At 62.7% G+C, this 14,528-nt stretch carries 15 protein-coding genes and 1 pseudogene; 7 read left to right on the top strand and 9 right to left on the bottom strand.

What is annotated here, in order from left to right; translation table 11 throughout:
• The first annotated feature begins 2 nt into the window (after positions 1–2).
• Positions 3–230, top strand: coding sequence for a DUF2274 domain-containing protein (locus tag QDT69_RS04220; protein WP_050421238.1), 228 nt, complete (start codon positions 3–5; stop codon positions 228–230).
• 220 nt (positions 231–450) lie between these two features.
• Here QDT69_RS04220 and QDT69_RS04215 read toward each other — a convergent pair whose 3' ends face one another.
• The 4 genes and pseudogenes from QDT69_RS04215 to QDT69_RS04200 form a co-directional block, all read right to left on the bottom strand.
• The gene (locus QDT69_RS04215; RefSeq protein WP_279705379.1) at positions 451–1,002 is read right to left on the bottom strand and encodes an SIS domain-containing protein; all 552 of its coding nucleotides are present in this window, start codon (positions 1,000–1,002) and stop codon (positions 451–453) included.
• A 55-nt stretch (positions 1,003–1,057) separates the two neighbouring features.
• Positions 1,058–1,462 (bottom strand): annotated as a pseudogene (locus tag QDT69_RS04210) (SIS domain-containing protein); the annotation flags it as partial.
• Positions 1,463–1,473: 11 nt separating this feature from the next.
• Positions 1,474–2,418, bottom strand: a complete 945-nt coding sequence (locus QDT69_RS04205) for an N-acetylmuramic acid 6-phosphate etherase (RefSeq protein WP_279705695.1) — start codon at positions 2,416–2,418, stop codon at positions 1,474–1,476.
• Between the two features lie 16 nt (positions 2,419–2,434).
• Positions 2,435–3,358: a BadF/BadG/BcrA/BcrD ATPase family protein gene (locus QDT69_RS04200; protein WP_279705378.1), complete on the bottom strand. Its 924-nt coding sequence runs from the start codon at positions 3,356–3,358 to the stop codon at positions 2,435–2,437.
• Between the two features lie 114 nt (positions 3,359–3,472).
• Here QDT69_RS04200 and nagA point away from each other — a divergent pair, with 114 nt between their 5' ends.
• Together nagA and QDT69_RS04190 are read left to right on the top strand one after the other, a co-directional pair.
• On the top strand, positions 3,473–4,657 hold the full coding sequence (gene nagA, locus QDT69_RS04195; RefSeq protein WP_279705377.1) for an N-acetylglucosamine-6-phosphate deacetylase: 1,185 nt from the start codon (positions 3,473–3,475) through the stop codon (positions 4,655–4,657).
• Positions 4,658–5,860, top strand: a complete 1,203-nt coding sequence (locus tag QDT69_RS04190) for an aspartate kinase (protein ID WP_279705376.1) — start codon at positions 4,658–4,660, stop codon at positions 5,858–5,860.
• A 774-nt stretch (positions 5,861–6,634) separates the two neighbouring features.
• On the opposite strand, the gene QDT69_RS04185 is transcribed toward QDT69_RS04190, so the two are convergent.
• Together QDT69_RS04185 and QDT69_RS04180 are read right to left on the bottom strand one after the other, a co-directional pair.
• Entirely contained in the window at positions 6,635–7,354 is a 720-nt protein-coding gene (locus QDT69_RS04185; protein WP_279705375.1) for a hypothetical protein, read from the bottom strand.
• Between the two features lie 441 nt (positions 7,355–7,795).
• On the bottom strand, positions 7,796–8,122 hold the full coding sequence (locus QDT69_RS04180) for a hypothetical protein (RefSeq protein WP_279705374.1): 327 nt from the start codon (positions 8,120–8,122) through the stop codon (positions 7,796–7,798).
• A 54-nt stretch (positions 8,123–8,176) separates the two neighbouring features.
• Between QDT69_RS04180 and QDT69_RS04175 the strand changes: the two genes are divergently transcribed.
• The 3 genes from QDT69_RS04175 to QDT69_RS04165 all read left to right on the top strand — a co-directional run bounded on the left by QDT69_RS04175 (position 8,177) and on the right by QDT69_RS04165 (position 10,453).
• Positions 8,177–9,001: a helix-turn-helix transcriptional regulator gene (locus QDT69_RS04175; RefSeq protein WP_279705373.1), complete on the top strand. Its 825-nt coding sequence runs from the start codon at positions 8,177–8,179 to the stop codon at positions 8,999–9,001.
• Positions 9,002–9,063: 62 nt separating this feature from the next.
• On the top strand, positions 9,064–9,729 hold the full coding sequence (locus tag QDT69_RS04170) for a DsbA family oxidoreductase (RefSeq protein WP_279705372.1): 666 nt from the start codon (positions 9,064–9,066) through the stop codon (positions 9,727–9,729).
• Positions 9,730–9,814: 85 nt separating this feature from the next.
• Positions 9,815–10,453: an NIPSNAP family protein gene (locus QDT69_RS04165; protein ID WP_279705371.1), complete on the top strand. Its 639-nt coding sequence runs from the start codon at positions 9,815–9,817 to the stop codon at positions 10,451–10,453.
• A 205-nt stretch (positions 10,454–10,658) separates the two neighbouring features.
• On the opposite strand, the gene QDT69_RS04160 is transcribed toward QDT69_RS04165, so the two are convergent.
• From QDT69_RS04160 to QDT69_RS04150, 3 genes are all read right to left on the bottom strand, one after another.
• Positions 10,659–11,492, bottom strand: coding sequence for a transglutaminase-like domain-containing protein (locus QDT69_RS04160; protein WP_279705370.1), 834 nt, complete (start codon positions 11,490–11,492; stop codon positions 10,659–10,661).
• 85 nt (positions 11,493–11,577) lie between these two features.
• Positions 11,578–12,762, bottom strand: coding sequence for a GNAT family N-acetyltransferase (locus QDT69_RS04155; protein WP_279705369.1), 1,185 nt, complete (start codon positions 12,760–12,762; stop codon positions 11,578–11,580).
• A gap of 184 nt (positions 12,763–12,946) precedes the next feature.
• Entirely contained in the window at positions 12,947–13,588 is a 642-nt protein-coding gene (locus tag QDT69_RS04150; RefSeq protein ID WP_279705368.1) for a TetR/AcrR family transcriptional regulator, read from the bottom strand.
• A gap of 256 nt (positions 13,589–13,844) precedes the next feature.
• Between QDT69_RS04150 and QDT69_RS04145 the strand changes: the two genes are divergently transcribed.
• On the top strand, positions 13,845–14,462 hold the full coding sequence (locus QDT69_RS04145) for a hypothetical protein (protein ID WP_279705367.1): 618 nt from the start codon (positions 13,845–13,847) through the stop codon (positions 14,460–14,462).
• Positions 14,463–14,528: the final 66 nt, after the last annotated feature.

Below are 14,528 nucleotides of genomic sequence, written 5' to 3'. Positions count from 1 at the left end.
GCATGAAGCTTGCGAAGCTGCCTGATCGGACGCCGGTGAAGATGAGTGTTGTGTTGGCGCCAAGCCTTGCCAAGCGGCTGCGCGAATACGCCGACTTTTATGCGGAGACTTACGGTAGCCGGGAGGAGGTCATGGAGTTGATTCCGTTTATGCTTGAGGCATTTCTCGATGGAGACGCGGAATTTCGCAAGGCCAAAAGGACAGCAACTTTAGATGTCGCTTCGTCCTAGATATCCGAGATGGACGCGACTGACCGGCTGCATTAACGTGCGCTTGGCCATATCCGGTCTCTGGTGTTGACGCACAGCCGTTGTCGAGAATTGGCGGCTTCCGCCCGGCAACGCCCTTTCGCCGCAGCATAAAGAGTTATGTCGACCGGAGAGAGGCGCTTGTGAGACCGATGCGGCAGTGCTCCAGACTTTGAGTCTCCGGCCAACGATTAGTCCGCTATTAAAACGTCTCGGTAATCTTGCGCAAGCAAGGGGGACGATCCGGATCAAATCCGCAGGCACGCGCCGTCTGCTCAATCATCCGATAGGCCGGAACGAGCATGGTGATCGGATCGGTGGCGGGATCATCCTCGGTCAGCCAGGCCAGCGAGCCATGCGGTCCGCCGCAGAGATGCAGCGCAAACTTTTGCTCACGCAACTCGTTTACCAGTGCGTCCACCGTGGCCGCCGTTTCATCCATGAGGCGCATCATGACAACCGGCGTACGCGACGATAGCGCGGCGCGTGGCCCATGCTGCAGCTCGGCGGCGCTCAGACCGATGGAGGGCAGGCGCAGGATTTCCGAAAGTTTGAGCGCGATCTCCCTCGCCGAGCCCAGGGCCAGACCCCGGGCCGCCACAAAAACGGCTGACGCCTTGGTGAGACCATCGGCAATCTCGGACCAATCGAGCGCCAGCGCTCGGTCCAGCCGCTCGGTCCAGCCGCTCGGGCAGCCTATCGAGGGCTGACCGCAGCGCTCGATCTCCAGCGAGCTCGGCAACAAGTCCGACACAGGCCGCCATCGAGCCGATCACGGTCTTTGTCGCCGCCACCGAGCGCTCCTCGCCAGCTTCGATCGGAATGACGAACTCCGCTTCGTCAGCCACCGGCGACGACGCCGCATTGACGATGGCGATGGTCCGTGCGCCCGAGACGCGCGCCGACTTCGTCGCCGCGACAAGATCCGGGCTGCGTCCCGATTGCGAGATCACAATGAACAGCGCATTGCGCAGCATCAAGGGCGTGCGAAATGCTGTGATCACCGACGGAGCGCTGGCTGAAACGGGAAGACGAAGCCGCGTCTCGACAAGGTATCTCAAGAAAACCCCGGCATGCCCCGAGCTTCCCCGGCCACATACGACACACAGGGGAACGGCGCCAATTCTAATTCGTTGTGCGATGTCGCGCGCGGCGGGGCGGCTGCGAACAATGTTGGCGACAACATTCGCGCTTTCCCCGATTTCGCTCGCCATCGCGGAGGTCGTCATGGCTCAGTCGCTCCGTCTCGCCTGCGCGCCGTCGCTCCCTTTGGATGCCGGTCACCATCCTTGGCGAGTTCGGCAAACACCCGTCGAAGGTTGCCGTCACAGTTCTTCAGAACGGTCTCGGCATCATCCCTGTCGACACCCAACACCAGAAGGACTGCCGTCTTGATGTCTCCCTTGGCCTGCTCGAGCGAGCGTGCCGCGTGCGACGGATCACAGTGCGCGATTTGCGCCACCATGACCTCTGCGCGCCGCTTAAGCTTGGCATTGGTCGGCTGCATATTCACCATCATGCCGCGATACACCCGGCCAAGCCGCAGCATAATCCCTGAGGAGATCAGATTGAGCACGACCTTCTGCGCGGTGCCCGCCTTCATCCGCGTAGAGCCGGCGACCAGCTCGCGGCCGGTCTCGATCAAGATCGGAAACTTTGCCGAGGTCAGCAGTGCGGTGCCGGGATTGTTGGCGACGCCAATCGTCACTGCATCGAAAGAGCCTGCTTGCTGCAGCGCCGCGACCGTGAATGGCGTTGTGCCGCTGGCGGCTACTGCGATCACCACGTCGTGCGGCGTGAGTCGCGCGACATCGATCTGCATGACTGCATCATCGACATCGTCCTCCGCGCCCTCGATGCTGGTGACGAACGCGCTATCTCCGCCGGCGACGATGAAGCGAACGCGCTCCTTGGGCCAGGCGAAGGTCGGCATAAGCTCGGCGCCGTCCTGGACCGCCACGCGGCCCGAGGTACCGGCGCCGACGTACACAATGCGTCCGCGATCGCCCAGCGCCGCCTTGGCTGCTTCGGTCGCCGCAGTGATTGCGGGAAGGGCATGGCCGATCGCTGCAACGGCTGCAAGCTGGCCCTCCCACATCGCTTCCACCGCGGACATGAGCGGCCATGCATCAAGATCGACAAAGCGGGGATCGACTTCTTCGGTGGCCATATTGATCCATGCGCCCTTAACCGCGGAACTTTGAAGCCTGTTCATAGTCAGTGTCTCTCTCGGGCAGATCGAGCCGCCCTCGCGCCACCAGTAACGCACCGGCCGCTGCGTCGGCGTCAGGACGCTTCAGGCGGGCGCGCAGATCAGGTGTCAGCCAGGGCGTAATGGCAGCCGCGAGTCCGCCCACGAGCGCGAGCCGGTCAATTCCTCTCGCCAGGAACAGATCGAGGAGATCGCCAATGGCATCGGCCGCGCGCTCGACAATGCGGCGGCCGACCGGATCGCCCTGATTGGCGTGCCGTATCACGATCGGCGCAAACCCTGCGTAATCTGTTGCTTTGGCTTCTTCAGACCATGCCACTGCCTGATAGGGATCATGATCGAATGCGCCAAGTACCTCGGAAAGCAGTGGGGTCAGCTCGCTGCGGCGATCAGCAGCCCGCAGCGCCAAGCGCACGACCTGCAGACCGATGTCGGCGCCGCTGCCTTCGTCGGAGACAGGAAAGCCGTAACCGGCGAGACGAATTTCGCGGCCGCCGATCACGCCGACACCAACCGAGCCAGTGCCGGCTACCACGATCGCCCCGTCCGCGCCGCTGTGGGCGCCGAGACAGGCAGCCATGCCGTCGCTTATGAAGATAGTGGACGTAAACGGATGGACGATCTTCTTGAGCGCCGCTTCCGCGCCCCGGCGGCCAAGCCCGGCGAGGCCAATTCCGGCGCGGATCCGCGCAAAATCCTCGCGCGCCAAGCCGGCCTGCGCGGCAGCCGCTTCGGTTGCCTCCATGATGGAACGCCAGGCCTTTTCGACACCAATCCGCGTCGTCGCAGGCCCCGAGCTCGCTTCGCCGAGCAGCCTGCCGCTTTCGTCCTCAATCCGGGCGCGGCAGCGAGTTCCGCCCCCGTCAATTCCGAGATACGTGGTACCTTTCGTTCCCATGGAAAGTTAACGCAAGGGCTTCGGTCCGGGTCCCCCAACGCATAGATGGGGGAACATTTTAGGTTACGGCACTCGTCTCACGGGTCTGTGACTGCCACTCTCGGATGAACGCTGATGGGCGACTGCACCTCTTCCGACGTTATCACGATTGCTGCGTCGCAAATCTTTGACGGTATCGCGGTGCACGGGCCGGGGCGGGTCAGGATTACGAAAGGCAGGATTGAAAGCGTTACCTTTGGAGAGTCGGAGCCATGCGCGTCAATCCAGCTGCCCCAAGATGCGATCCTTGCGCCCGGATTCCTCGATGTCCAGGTGAACGGAGGAGGGGGAGTTCTTCTCAACGACGAGCCAACTGAGGCTGGTGTTCGTCGCATCGTCGCAGCGCACCGCGGAGCAGGGACCACGGGCTGCTTACCGACCCTCATCACCGATCGCAGCGAGGTCATCGAGCGATTGGCTGCAGTAGCTCCGGCGTGCCTCAAGATTCCCGGTGTGCTCGGCTTTCATCTGGAAGGGCCGGCACTCAACCGGTCACGCATGGGCATCCATCCGGAAGCCGAAATACGCGTGCCCGATCGGCGCGATCTCGCCGCGGTCAAAAGTTTCGGGGGCCACGGCCGCTCTATCGTAACCTTGGCCCCGGAATGCGTGCCCGCATCCATGATCGATGAGCTAATCGGCGCTGGATTGCGTATTGCAGCCGGCCACAGTGACGCTACTGCAGCGGAGGTCCGGCTGGCAGTCGACCGTGGTATCTCGGGGGTGACCCATCTGTTCAACGCCATGTCGCAGTTGAACGCCCGGGAGCCGGGCCTAGTGGGCGTCGCGCTTGAGGACGATCGGTTGTTCGCAGGGATCATCTGCGACGGCATCCACGTTGACCGCGCTGGTTTGCGTGTTGCCTTCCGCTGCAAGGGACGCGATCGCTTGATGCTGGTCACCGATGCGATGCCATCGGTGGGTACGGACGATCGGCAATTCCTGCTGCAAGGAAAGCGGATTACATTGAACGAAAGTCGCCTGACTGGCCCAGATGGCACGCTCGCGGGCGCTCACCTCACCATGATTGAGGCGGTGCGCAACGCTATTGCGCTTATCGGAGCCTCCCTTATCGACGCCCTCATCATGGCTTCCCGGACGCCCGCGATGTTTCTGGGCCTTGAGGATGAGCTTGGACGGATTGCGCCCGGCTACCGCGCGGACCTTGTCGCGATCAATTCGGCCCTTGAAGTTGTCGGCACTTGGGTAGGCGGTGTCGGTTCGACGAACGAAGCGACCATGGCTTCTCACCGAGGGTAGATGCGCAACCGTTCCATTATCGTGCAAAAATATGGCGGTGCCTGCCTTGAAACACCGGCGAAAATTCGCGCGGTTGCGCGCAGTCTTGCCGACCTGCATCGCCGTGGTCATCGTGTCGTGGCGATCGTCTCTGCAATGGGTATGACCACTGATCAATTGATCCAGATGGCTTATCAGGTAAGCTCCACCCCCAATCGCCGCGAACTTGACATGCTGCTGACGACTGGTGAGCGCATCAGTATGTCCCTGATGAGCATGGCGCTTTCTGACCTCGGTGTGCTCGCGATCAGCTTCACCGGTAGTCAGGCCGGTGTGATGACGGACGCTTCCCATTCCTCGGCACGCATCCTGGATGTACGTCCCATTCGGGTGCGTGAGGAACTTGATCGTGGGCGCGTTGTGGTGCTGGCGGGATTTCAGGGCGTGAACGCTGCGACAAGAGAAATCACCACGCTCGGCCGCGGCGGCAGCGACACGACGGCCGTTGCGATGGCAGCGGCGCTGAAAGCCGAGCGCTGTGAAATCATCAAAGAGGTCGACGGCGTTTGCTCGGCCGATCCACGCACCGTGCCGGATGCAAAGCCCTTGCGACGGGTGGATTTCGCATCCCTGTCTGAGATGTGCTTCTGGGGTGCGAAGGTTCTGCATTTTCGCAGCGTAGAGCTGGCACAAAGTCAAGATGTGCCGCTGGTTCTCAAGCGGTGGGGTGGCGTTGAACACGGCACGCAGGTGATGAAGGAGGTTGCAGGGATGGAAAAGGGAAGGGTTCTGGCCGTAAACTCGATAGTTCGCGTTGAGCATGTCGAAATAGATTGCAAAGATCTCAATCACGGTTTCCAGAAATTCGCGCAGCATCTCGAGCAAAACAGCCTGTCTTGGCCCCAGGTCCTTGCCTCGGGCTTCGCCGCGGGCAAGACCAGCATGAACGTGGCCTGTGATTCAGAGTGGCTCGACGCGCTGCTGCGGACGATGGAGGGCAGCAAGGAGTTGCGCAAGCATTGCGAGGCGTCAAGCTCGGTGAGCCTCACCTGCTTCGGCGGCGTTTCGTCGGAACTGCCGTTCAGGGCATTGCAGGCTCTCGAACTTCACGGGATTGTACCCCACAAGTATGTGTTGTCGCCGCATTCGATCAGTCTGTTTGTTCCTGTGGAGAGCCGGGAAGCAGCGGTTAAGGCATTGCATTCGCTTATCCAGCAGGCATAGTTTCAGGAAGCGGAGGGCATCGCTCCCACTCACGCCTTGATCTGCAATGCGAGACGAACAAGCTGCGTGTGATCAGTGCTTCGCCTTGAGGCTTGCGCACGGGCCCGCGACTATGTCGCCCGTAGAATTGCGGCATAGATTTGAGGGCGGCGGAGTGGCGTTCGGCTTTTGTGCGTTGGCTCTCTTCGCCCCCAAGAAGCGCACTAGCGGTTCGCGAGTTGCTTCCTATGAGACTCGATCATCTCCGCAGTAACGTCGCTGGGGTAACAGATCGGTGCCGCGCCGCCTGGCCGAGAATAGGCGCTTCGGGCACCACAGGCCCTTCCATTCCGCATTGTGTCATCCGGACACGCGCAAGGTTTGCCCGTCGCGTGATATTGATCTCGACTAGCCTTGATGATGATTGCAGCTATGGCTGCCGCTGTTAGAACAGCCTCCGCCCTGTGCTTTGGCTCGCGTTGAGGAGTCGGACGCGGCGCCGGCTTCTCAGGTGCCCGCGGCTCGACGCTTGAGACTTCCTTTTTTGACTCAGGGCTTAGCAAGACCGGCGCCAACGGTACGCGCTTCGCAATGATCGGTGGCTCCACGAGGGCGATCGGTCCTTGAGCGGTTGAGGTCGAAACTGACTTGCTCGGACTGGCATTCTGACCAAGCGAATAGGCAGATACTGCCGTCACGCCGATCAAGAAGAAAACTGCACCTCCGCGCATGGCCGCGTCCGATTAGTAAACTTATGCATAGACGAAACTGCCCAAATGGGCTGCAAGCGCTCCGTTAGGCGCCCGCTGGCCCTTGCGCAATATCGATGACGTGCCGGTCGGCCCCGACAGTGACGACAATCGTATACGTCTTCGCACCACCACCTTGGTCGGTCGGTGGCGCAAGATGCAGTTGGCCGCCGTACCATTCGCCTGACATGAGCGTGTTGTCCTTGATCACCGACTGCTCTAGTGCCGTCATATTGCGTTGCCCCGTCTCCACCGTGGCCGCGATCATCGCTTCGTTCTGGGCAGTAGCATTACCTTGGGCAATCGCGGCGGCGGTCGGGCTGTAGAACGTGCCTGTGCGACCGCTTGGCGTGGTGTAGCTGCCATAGCCTGCTTGTGACGCGCTATAGGCATTGCCTGCTGCCGCTAGACCCGTAAAAATTGCCCTCGCGACCTGGCGGTTCTTTTCTTCCTGCACGAGCATTTCATAGGTCACGACCTGCATCGAATGATCGGTTCCACCGACGTGCTGGACCGCCTCGACTTGCGATACCCGGAAATCTACGGGGGCCTTGCCGAGATTGTTAATGCCCAGGACGAACACAGGGCGACCATTAGCCTGAAACTGTCGAGCAGCAGGACGCACAAGGACGAGCGAATTCTTCTGTCGAGAGACAAGAGCTGGCTGTCCATCCCGCACGAGCGCCTGTTGCTGCGGATTAGACGTTTTAAACTGAACTGTCTCGCTGTTGGTTACACAGCCGCCCAACGTGGCGAAGAGCGCCACGACGCAAACTTACGCATTGATCTTCCCCCAGACTCAGAGGGATAGAAGCGCAACCAGGGCGCGATATCAATAAAGTGCATCAACCCGCCGCACTACACCTTAGTTGTATGTACGCGAATGAGCTCAATCCTGTAGTTGCACAGACTGTTTGATCATAAATGACCGTGACTAAGATGGTCTGCGAGTGGTCGGGCTGCGCGGCGTCGATCGAGCATCTTTCGGTGTTGCATCAGATCCGAGGCGAGTTGACGAAGCTAAAGAGCTTGGACCGCTCATTCGAGCGCGCTTTCTCCACAGTCAGAAGGACAGCCTCCATGGCTTCGGACGCGTCTTCACGGCTGCGGCGCAATCAAAGGAGTCTTGCCGCACCGTCATGTTGGAATGCGTAAGTCGAGCGACGATCGACAGCTGGTGTCGTGCCGCTCGAGAGCGGTGCGCGCTTCATCGAAGCTGTTGGCTCTGCCATCGGAGCGCGCGCCACGGTGCGAGGCCGTTGATCTCGCAAGGCCCGCGATCAATATCGCCGACGCCAGTGCGCGGGTTCATAGAGGTGACGTGGACATCCTCATTTGCCGACCAGCCAGACCCTTTGGCGGACGTCGGGATCGAGGTGGTGCATTGGGCGTGACCTATGATTCCTACCAACCAGTCAGCTTGCCACGATTTTTTGTAGCCGGTCGTTGACTTCGAATTGTTGGTATTTGTGTTGGTATTGGCCAGCGGATCGAAAAATAAACACAGTAAATTCAATTGGGTAAGTACCAACATCCATTACCTCAGGCGTAATGGAACGGGCGAATTCCGCATGGTAGGTTTTGCACCATGAACGCACATGCATCCCTGGCGCGGGCCGAGCCCGCAAAACCCGTCCTGATAGGCGAGCACCTGCGCGAGTGGCGGCAGCGCCGCCATCTCAGCCAGCTCGACCTTGCAGTCGATGCCGAGATCTCGGCGCGGCATCTGAGCTTCGTCGAGACCGGCCGCTCGGCGCCGTCGCGCGACATGGTCCTCAAACTGGCGGAGCGCCTCGACGTGCCCCTACGCGAACGCAACGTGCTGCTGGTAGCCGCGGGATTCGCGCCCGCTTTCCCGCAACGCTCGCTGGAGGATCCCGCGCTGAAATCGGCGCGCGAGGCGATCAATCTGGTGCTGAAGGCGCATGAGCCCAATCCGGCGCTGGCCTATGACCGGCACTGGAATCTGGTGTCGGCCAATCGCATGGTGGCGCCGCTGCTCGAGGGCGTGCCGCAGCGGCTGCTCGGCCAGCCCTTCAACATCCTGCGGCTGGCGTTCCATCCGGAGGGCCTGGCGCCGCGGACCGTCAACCTGGCCGAATGGGCCGCGCATCTGCTGGAGCGGCTGCACCGGCAATGCGAGGCGACCGCCGATCCGGAGCTGCTCAAACTCTACCAGGACCTGAAGTCCTATCCGATCCCGGCGCGCTCCGCGCCCATCACCACCGACAACAATGTCGCGTTGGCCTTCAAGCTGCGCCTCAATGGCGAAATCCTGAGCTTCATCTCGACCACCATGGTGTTCGGCACCCCGGTCGACATCACGCTGCAGGAACTGGCGCTGGAGACCTTCTTTCCGGCCGATGAGCTGACCGCCGAGCGGATGCGGCAGATGGCAGCCAGTATGAAATAGCGGCTTGTCTCGGGGCGCTTTCGGCCTACCTTTGGGGTTCCATTTTCGTTGGGAACCCCGCCATGAGCGATCTGAAGCCGCTTCGCCTCGACATCGTCTCCGACGTTGTTTGCCCCTGGTGCTACATTGGCAAGCATCGCATCGAGGACGCGCTCAAGCTGGTCCCCGATGTGCCGGTCGAGGTGCACTGGCGGCCGTTCTTCCTCAACAATTGGGTGCCGCGCGAGGGCATCAGCCGCGACGAATATCTCACCGCCAAGTTCGGCTCGGTCGAGGCCTACAAGGGCATCGCCGGCCGCGTGGTCGCCGCCGCCAATGAGGAGGGGCTGACCTACCATCCCGAGCTCGTGAAGCGGCAGCCCAACACGATCGACTGCCACCGCCTGATCCACTGGGCCGAGGCCAAGGGCAAGGCGGCCGAGATGAAGCAGCGGCTGATGGAGCTGTACTTCCGCGACGGCGGCGATCTCACCGACACCAATGTGCTGGTGCAGGCAGCGGCCGATGTCGGGCTCGACGCCGACGATGTGCGCAAGCGTCTTGCCACCGATGAGGATGTCGCCCTGGTCTCCGCGCAGGCGCAGGAAGCCGCCGAGAAGGGCATCTCCGGCGTGCCGACCTTCGTGTTCGCGCAGAAATACGCGGTATCCGGCGCCCAGCCAGCCGAGCAACTCGCCCGCGCCATCCGTCAGGTCTCGGCCGAGATCAACACACAGGCTGCGGAGTAGTCCGCGGGTCCCTTTCCAAAGCCCGGCTCGCGCCGGGCTTTTTCATTTGTCCACGCGATCAATCCAAGCAATCAGGGAGACAACCATGATCTATGAGCTGCGCACCTACACGGTCCGTCCAGGCACCGTCGGCGATATGGTGAAGGCCGCGAGCACGATCTCGCGCGACATCCGCGCCGACAATTTCGGCAAGCTGGAAGGCTACTGGATCACCGAGATCGGTCCACTCAATCAGGTCATGCACATGTGGAGCTACGCCGATCTCAACGAGCGGGCAAAGCTGCGCGCCGAGCTCGGGAAAAATCCGCGCTGGACCGGCGAGTACATTCCGGCGATCCGTCCGCTCTTGGTGCGCCAGGAGGTCCGGCTGCTCAATGCGATCATTCCGCCGGTGGCGCCTGCCACCAAGGGCAACATCTACGAATTCCGCAACTATCGCGCCAAGCCGCTCGGCGGCGCCAAGCAATGGCTCGACCTGATCACCGGCGTGATGCCGGAGCGCGAGAAATATTCCAAGATCGTCGGCCTCTGGACCACCGATGCCGGGCAGCCCAACGAGGTCTGCCATATCTGGGCCTATCCCGATCTCAACGCCCGCGCTGCTGCGCGCGGCGCCGCGCTGAAGGATCCGGCCTGGCAGGAATTCCTGGGCAAGGCCACGCCGCTGCTCGAAGAGATGCACTCGACCATCATGCTGCCGGCCCCGCACTCGCCGTTGCAATGACGGGACGGCTGCGGGCTCGTGCCGGCAGAAAGCCCCACCCGACGTTTCCGTCCGATGGGGCTTTCCAGGCAAGGGCATACGCTGCCTGAGAAACAGCGCTCCGTAACGCTAGAAGCGCCAGCTGACACCAAGCTGACGGCGAGGTCGATTGTGTCTTGATGTGTCTGCATGGCTACGAAAGGGTAAACCGTCGGCCGCCAGCGCACTATGAATGCCAGGGCGGCATCAAGCTGCGTGATGCCGCCTCGTCCAGCACGGCAAATTGCTCCGCGCCGCTCTCGAACGCCGTGACCAATTCGGCCAGCCGGTCGAGTTCGGCAAGGGCGTCGACCTTCAAGACCTTGCCGGCCGGCGCTGCGTCGCGCCAGCTATCCCAATTCGACATTTGCCGGTTCGTGAGCGACAGCAAGTCGCGGTAGACATTGACGTGAAGAAACCACAGGCCGGTGGTCGCGGCATGCCCGAAGGCACCGGCCGCAACCGAGTTGCTCCTCACCAGCCGCCAGGCCTGTGACGCCGTCAGGAATGCATCGCGCGGCAGGTTCGCACAGTCGAACGTGATCTGCTGTCGGTCGATCTGAAGCGCATCGAGCTGTGCGTCAGCCTGCAGCCAGCGCTCGTCGGCGGGTGGCCAATATTCGCAGATCCAATGGTCGTGATAGATGTCGTCGCCGATGTAGGTGGCAAAGCCGCAGCGGACCCGCGCCGGGATCGACCGGGCTCGGAGCATGCTGCACAGCAGGAGCGCGTAGTCGCGGCAGGTGCCGAACGTACGGCTGCGTGGCGGCCGTGCCGCGGTGAGCGATCCGGCGAACGCCGCCTGGATTGATTTCAACCGATCCGCGACCCGCTGGGTTTGCCTGATCATCGGCGTGTCAGGCGGGATGCCGTAGAGCTCCGCCAGGGCGACATGAACCATCAGCCCCGACACGACCTCGCGCAGGTCCGGGATCGTCTCGGGCAAATCGTCATATGCGCCGGCCAACTCGCCGGGGTCGGTCAACGCGTCCTGACGGACGTAGAATTGCTGGATCGTCACGTTCCCGCCAGATCACGACGTCATCGGCTCACGGCCGTCATGCGCAGCCTATCGATCCGTGCCGGCTCGCGTAAGAGGGGTCGTGCTATCCGGGCTTGCCGCGCCGGTTGCGGATGAAGCGGGCGGTGCTGCGCGCGGCCTCGTAGGCGATAGTGTTCAGGGTCAGCGCGGCATGGATGACGGCGACCAGCGGATCGCGGCGCCGCAGCGGCAGCAGCACGTCGCCGATCGCGAAGCGGCCGCGCCAGATCGGATCGATCATGGGGTGCCCGGGCGCCGCGGTGGAATCGGCCGAATTGATCGCAGGATCGGCGCAGAGATGGCGCGTCAGCTCCAGCGTCAATTGCGTGCCGGGCGAGTGCTTCGCAAAGCGCTCGTCGATGCCGATCTTGAAGAAGAAGGCGCGGTCCTGGTGGCGGACCACGATGCCGCCGGCGACCGGGGTGCCGCCCGCATGCAGCGTGACGATCTCGCAGCGGCCGGCTTCGGCCATCGCCGCCGTCGCGCGTCGGATGAAGGCCGCGTCGCCGGCATGCTGGCTGAGTGCGGTGCCGCGCTGGCCCTTCCAGCCGCCGGCTTCGAGCGCAAGGAAGGTCTCGAGCGCGGCCGCAACTGCACGCGGCGTGCGCGCGACATCGAAGCGCACCGCGCCGTGGTCGGACATGCGATGGCGCTGGCGCCGCAGCTCCTTCAGCTTCTTGGGCCCGAGCGCGTCGCGCAGCAATTCGTCGGCATCACGCGTCGCATCGAGCTGCGCGCGCTGATAGGCGCTCAGCAGGCGCGGCTGCAAACCGTCGCGCGCGAGCACCGTGCGGATCGCCGCCATGGCCTGACCATCGAGCGACATCGTGCGCAGGATCAGCGCATGCGCGCCCGCATCGCGTGCCTGCTGCAACATCTGGCCGACGGCCTGCTCGGCGGCGTTGCGGTCGAGCAGCGGCGTGCACAACGTGCCGTAGGGTTCGGCGCCGACCAGCGCGGGCAGGGGTATCCGGTAGATCCGCCGAAATGGCACGACCGGCAGCAGCCCGATCAATTGCCCGGCATCGCCGGCGGCGCTGAGCAGCGATGCGCCGGTGCGGCCGCGCGCGGACGCGTCGACCGCCAATTCCCAGTCCGCCTGGTAGTAGCCATTGGGCTCGAGCGCGCGCTCGGCCAACGCGCGCCATGCGCCGGCCGGCGCCGCTGACAGCGGCGGCAACGCGCGATCGTCCGTGGCATCCTTACGCGATGCACGGCGGATCATCGCCTGGTCAGCAATATCGGCCACGTCCCTGTTTCCTCGGTCCGCGAGGCTGATCGGCCTTGCGTTCATCGGGGGCAACGCTAGCGGAAAGAAATGGAAAATGCCGTTGGGGCCATCCGGCAATTCGAGCGGTCATGTTAACGGAGCGTTCAGCATACCGCGGCGCCAATGCATGGCGCCAGCGTTCACGCGGCAATCGAGCCTGGGCCTATGACCGTTCCGCTTCCATCTGCCGCAGGGCGGCCTTGAGCAGAAGCGTGAGGCAATCCTTGGCCTCCGGGATGCTTCGGTTCGGATAGGTGCGCAGCGACTGCCACATCTCCCAATCGAGCAGGGTCGCAAGGGCAACCAGCCATTTCTGCCGTGCCTCGGCCGACACCTGCTCGAGCTCAGTGGCGAACCACTGGCCGACCACGTCGCGAAAGGCCTTGCGCACCCGCAGCCGGTGCTTCTGCAGCAGCGGCGAGGTCTCGATCATCGCGTTGGACGCCCTTCGATGCGGCGTCATTCGCTCCAACGCCTGGGCCCGCATGTCGATGAACTGTGCGACGCGAACGTCCACCGCGCCCTGCAGGACGGATTTCGCAGGCGCCGGCTCGATCGATTCGGGGGGCATCAGCTCGTCGAGCACCGCCTGCGTGAGCTGTCCCTTCTCCGGAAAATGCAGAAACAGCGTGCGGATCGATACGCCGGCGCGGTCCGCGATCTGCTGCGCCGATGGACGCGCGAAGCCCTCGTTCTGAAGCGCGATGCATGCAGTGACGATATTGCTCCGGGTGATCTGCGTGCGCTGCCGCCGGCCGTCGGCCGACTTGGCGGAGGTGAGACCTGACGTCGAGCGGGAAACCATGCAATCGCGGTCCTTCAAAAGCTTGATTGCCTCTTAGCAAAATCGAGCACGAGAAAATATTCGCGGCTAGCCAGAGAGCGGATTTTTCCCGTTCCGGCAAGTCCGCCGCCTCCCGTGTCTTGCCGACCGCGATGTGTCGAGGCGCGGACGCCGGCTTGACAGCGCTCGAGCGAGCGGAATATATTTGCATAAATTTATGCAAATATATATTCTCGGACGGAGCGCGTCCGGGGAGAAGCCGACCGGGGAGGCGCCATTGCCGGATACCAACTATCGCGTGCTGCGGTTTGACGAACTCACCGTTCAACCCAATCACGGCGAGGAGATCGCCAGGACGCTCGAGGCCTGCGGCGCGCCGTCCCCTGCGCAATTGCTCGGCGTGTTCGTGCCGCTGATCGGCGTGTCGAGCAATGTCGCCACCATCGCCACCAACTGGTCCGGCGAGCCTGCGGCACCGGTGTATCAACATGCGCAAGTCTCCGGCATCCGCAGCCGGCTGTTCGACGTGCTGGCGCGCGGCCAGCAGCCCTGCGCCGCGGAGGGCATCTACACCCACCGCTGGTTCGTCGTCGCGCCCGATCAGGTCCAGGCGCTGACGGAGATGAGCGTCGAGGCGTGGAAATCGTCGGAAGCCGACACCGGAATGCGCATTGCAGGCTTCTGGCGTTGCCGCGAGCCCAATGCCAATGGCGAGGCGGTGGTGTTGATGATCGTCAACTATCCCAGTCTCGCAGCGTGGGATGAGAGCCGCTACTGGAAGCCGAAACCAGAGCATCAGGCGCAGCCGAACCGCAACGTCTGGGGCGGACTGTTCGCGCGGCGCCGCGAGATACTGCGCGATTCCTGGGTGACGGTGCACCGCCTGGCAACATAGCGCGTGAAGCATCACCGGTGGCTTGACATCGCTCAGACCGCAAAATTATAAATGCATAAAAATATG

Origin of the sequence: Bradyrhizobium sp. CER78, assembly GCF_029846235.1 — a bacterium.
GTDB lineage: Bacteria > Pseudomonadota > Alphaproteobacteria > Rhizobiales > Xanthobacteraceae > Bradyrhizobium.
This window is presented reverse-complemented; position numbering and strand designations above follow the sequence as displayed.

Coding starts and splice junctions, on each gene's coding strand:
- QDT69_RS04220 (WP_050421238.1), top strand. CDS start 3: ATGAAGCTTGCGAAGCTGCCTGATCGGACGCCGGTGAAGATGAGTGTT.
- QDT69_RS04205 (WP_279705695.1), bottom strand. CDS start 2,418: ATGGCCACCGAAGAAGTCGATCCCCGCTTTGTCGATCTTGATGCATGG.
- QDT69_RS04200 (WP_279705378.1), bottom strand. CDS start 3,358: ATGGGAACGAAAGGTACCACGTATCTCGGAATTGACGGGGGCGGAACT.
- nagA (WP_279705377.1), top strand. CDS start 3,473: ATGGGCGACTGCACCTCTTCCGACGTTATCACGATTGCTGCGTCGCAA.
- QDT69_RS04190 (WP_279705376.1), top strand. CDS start 4,658: ATGCGCAACCGTTCCATTATCGTGCAAAAATATGGCGGTGCCTGCCTT.
- QDT69_RS04180 (WP_279705374.1), bottom strand. CDS start 8,122: ATGTTGGTACTTACCCAATTGAATTTACTGTGTTTATTTTTCGATCCG.
- QDT69_RS04175 (WP_279705373.1), top strand. CDS start 8,177: ATGAACGCACATGCATCCCTGGCGCGGGCCGAGCCCGCAAAACCCGTC.
- QDT69_RS04170 (WP_279705372.1), top strand. CDS start 9,064: ATGAGCGATCTGAAGCCGCTTCGCCTCGACATCGTCTCCGACGTTGTT.
- QDT69_RS04165 (WP_279705371.1), top strand. CDS start 9,815: ATGATCTATGAGCTGCGCACCTACACGGTCCGTCCAGGCACCGTCGGC.
- QDT69_RS04150 (WP_279705368.1), bottom strand. CDS start 13,588: ATGGTTTCCCGCTCGACGTCAGGTCTCACCTCCGCCAAGTCGGCCGAC.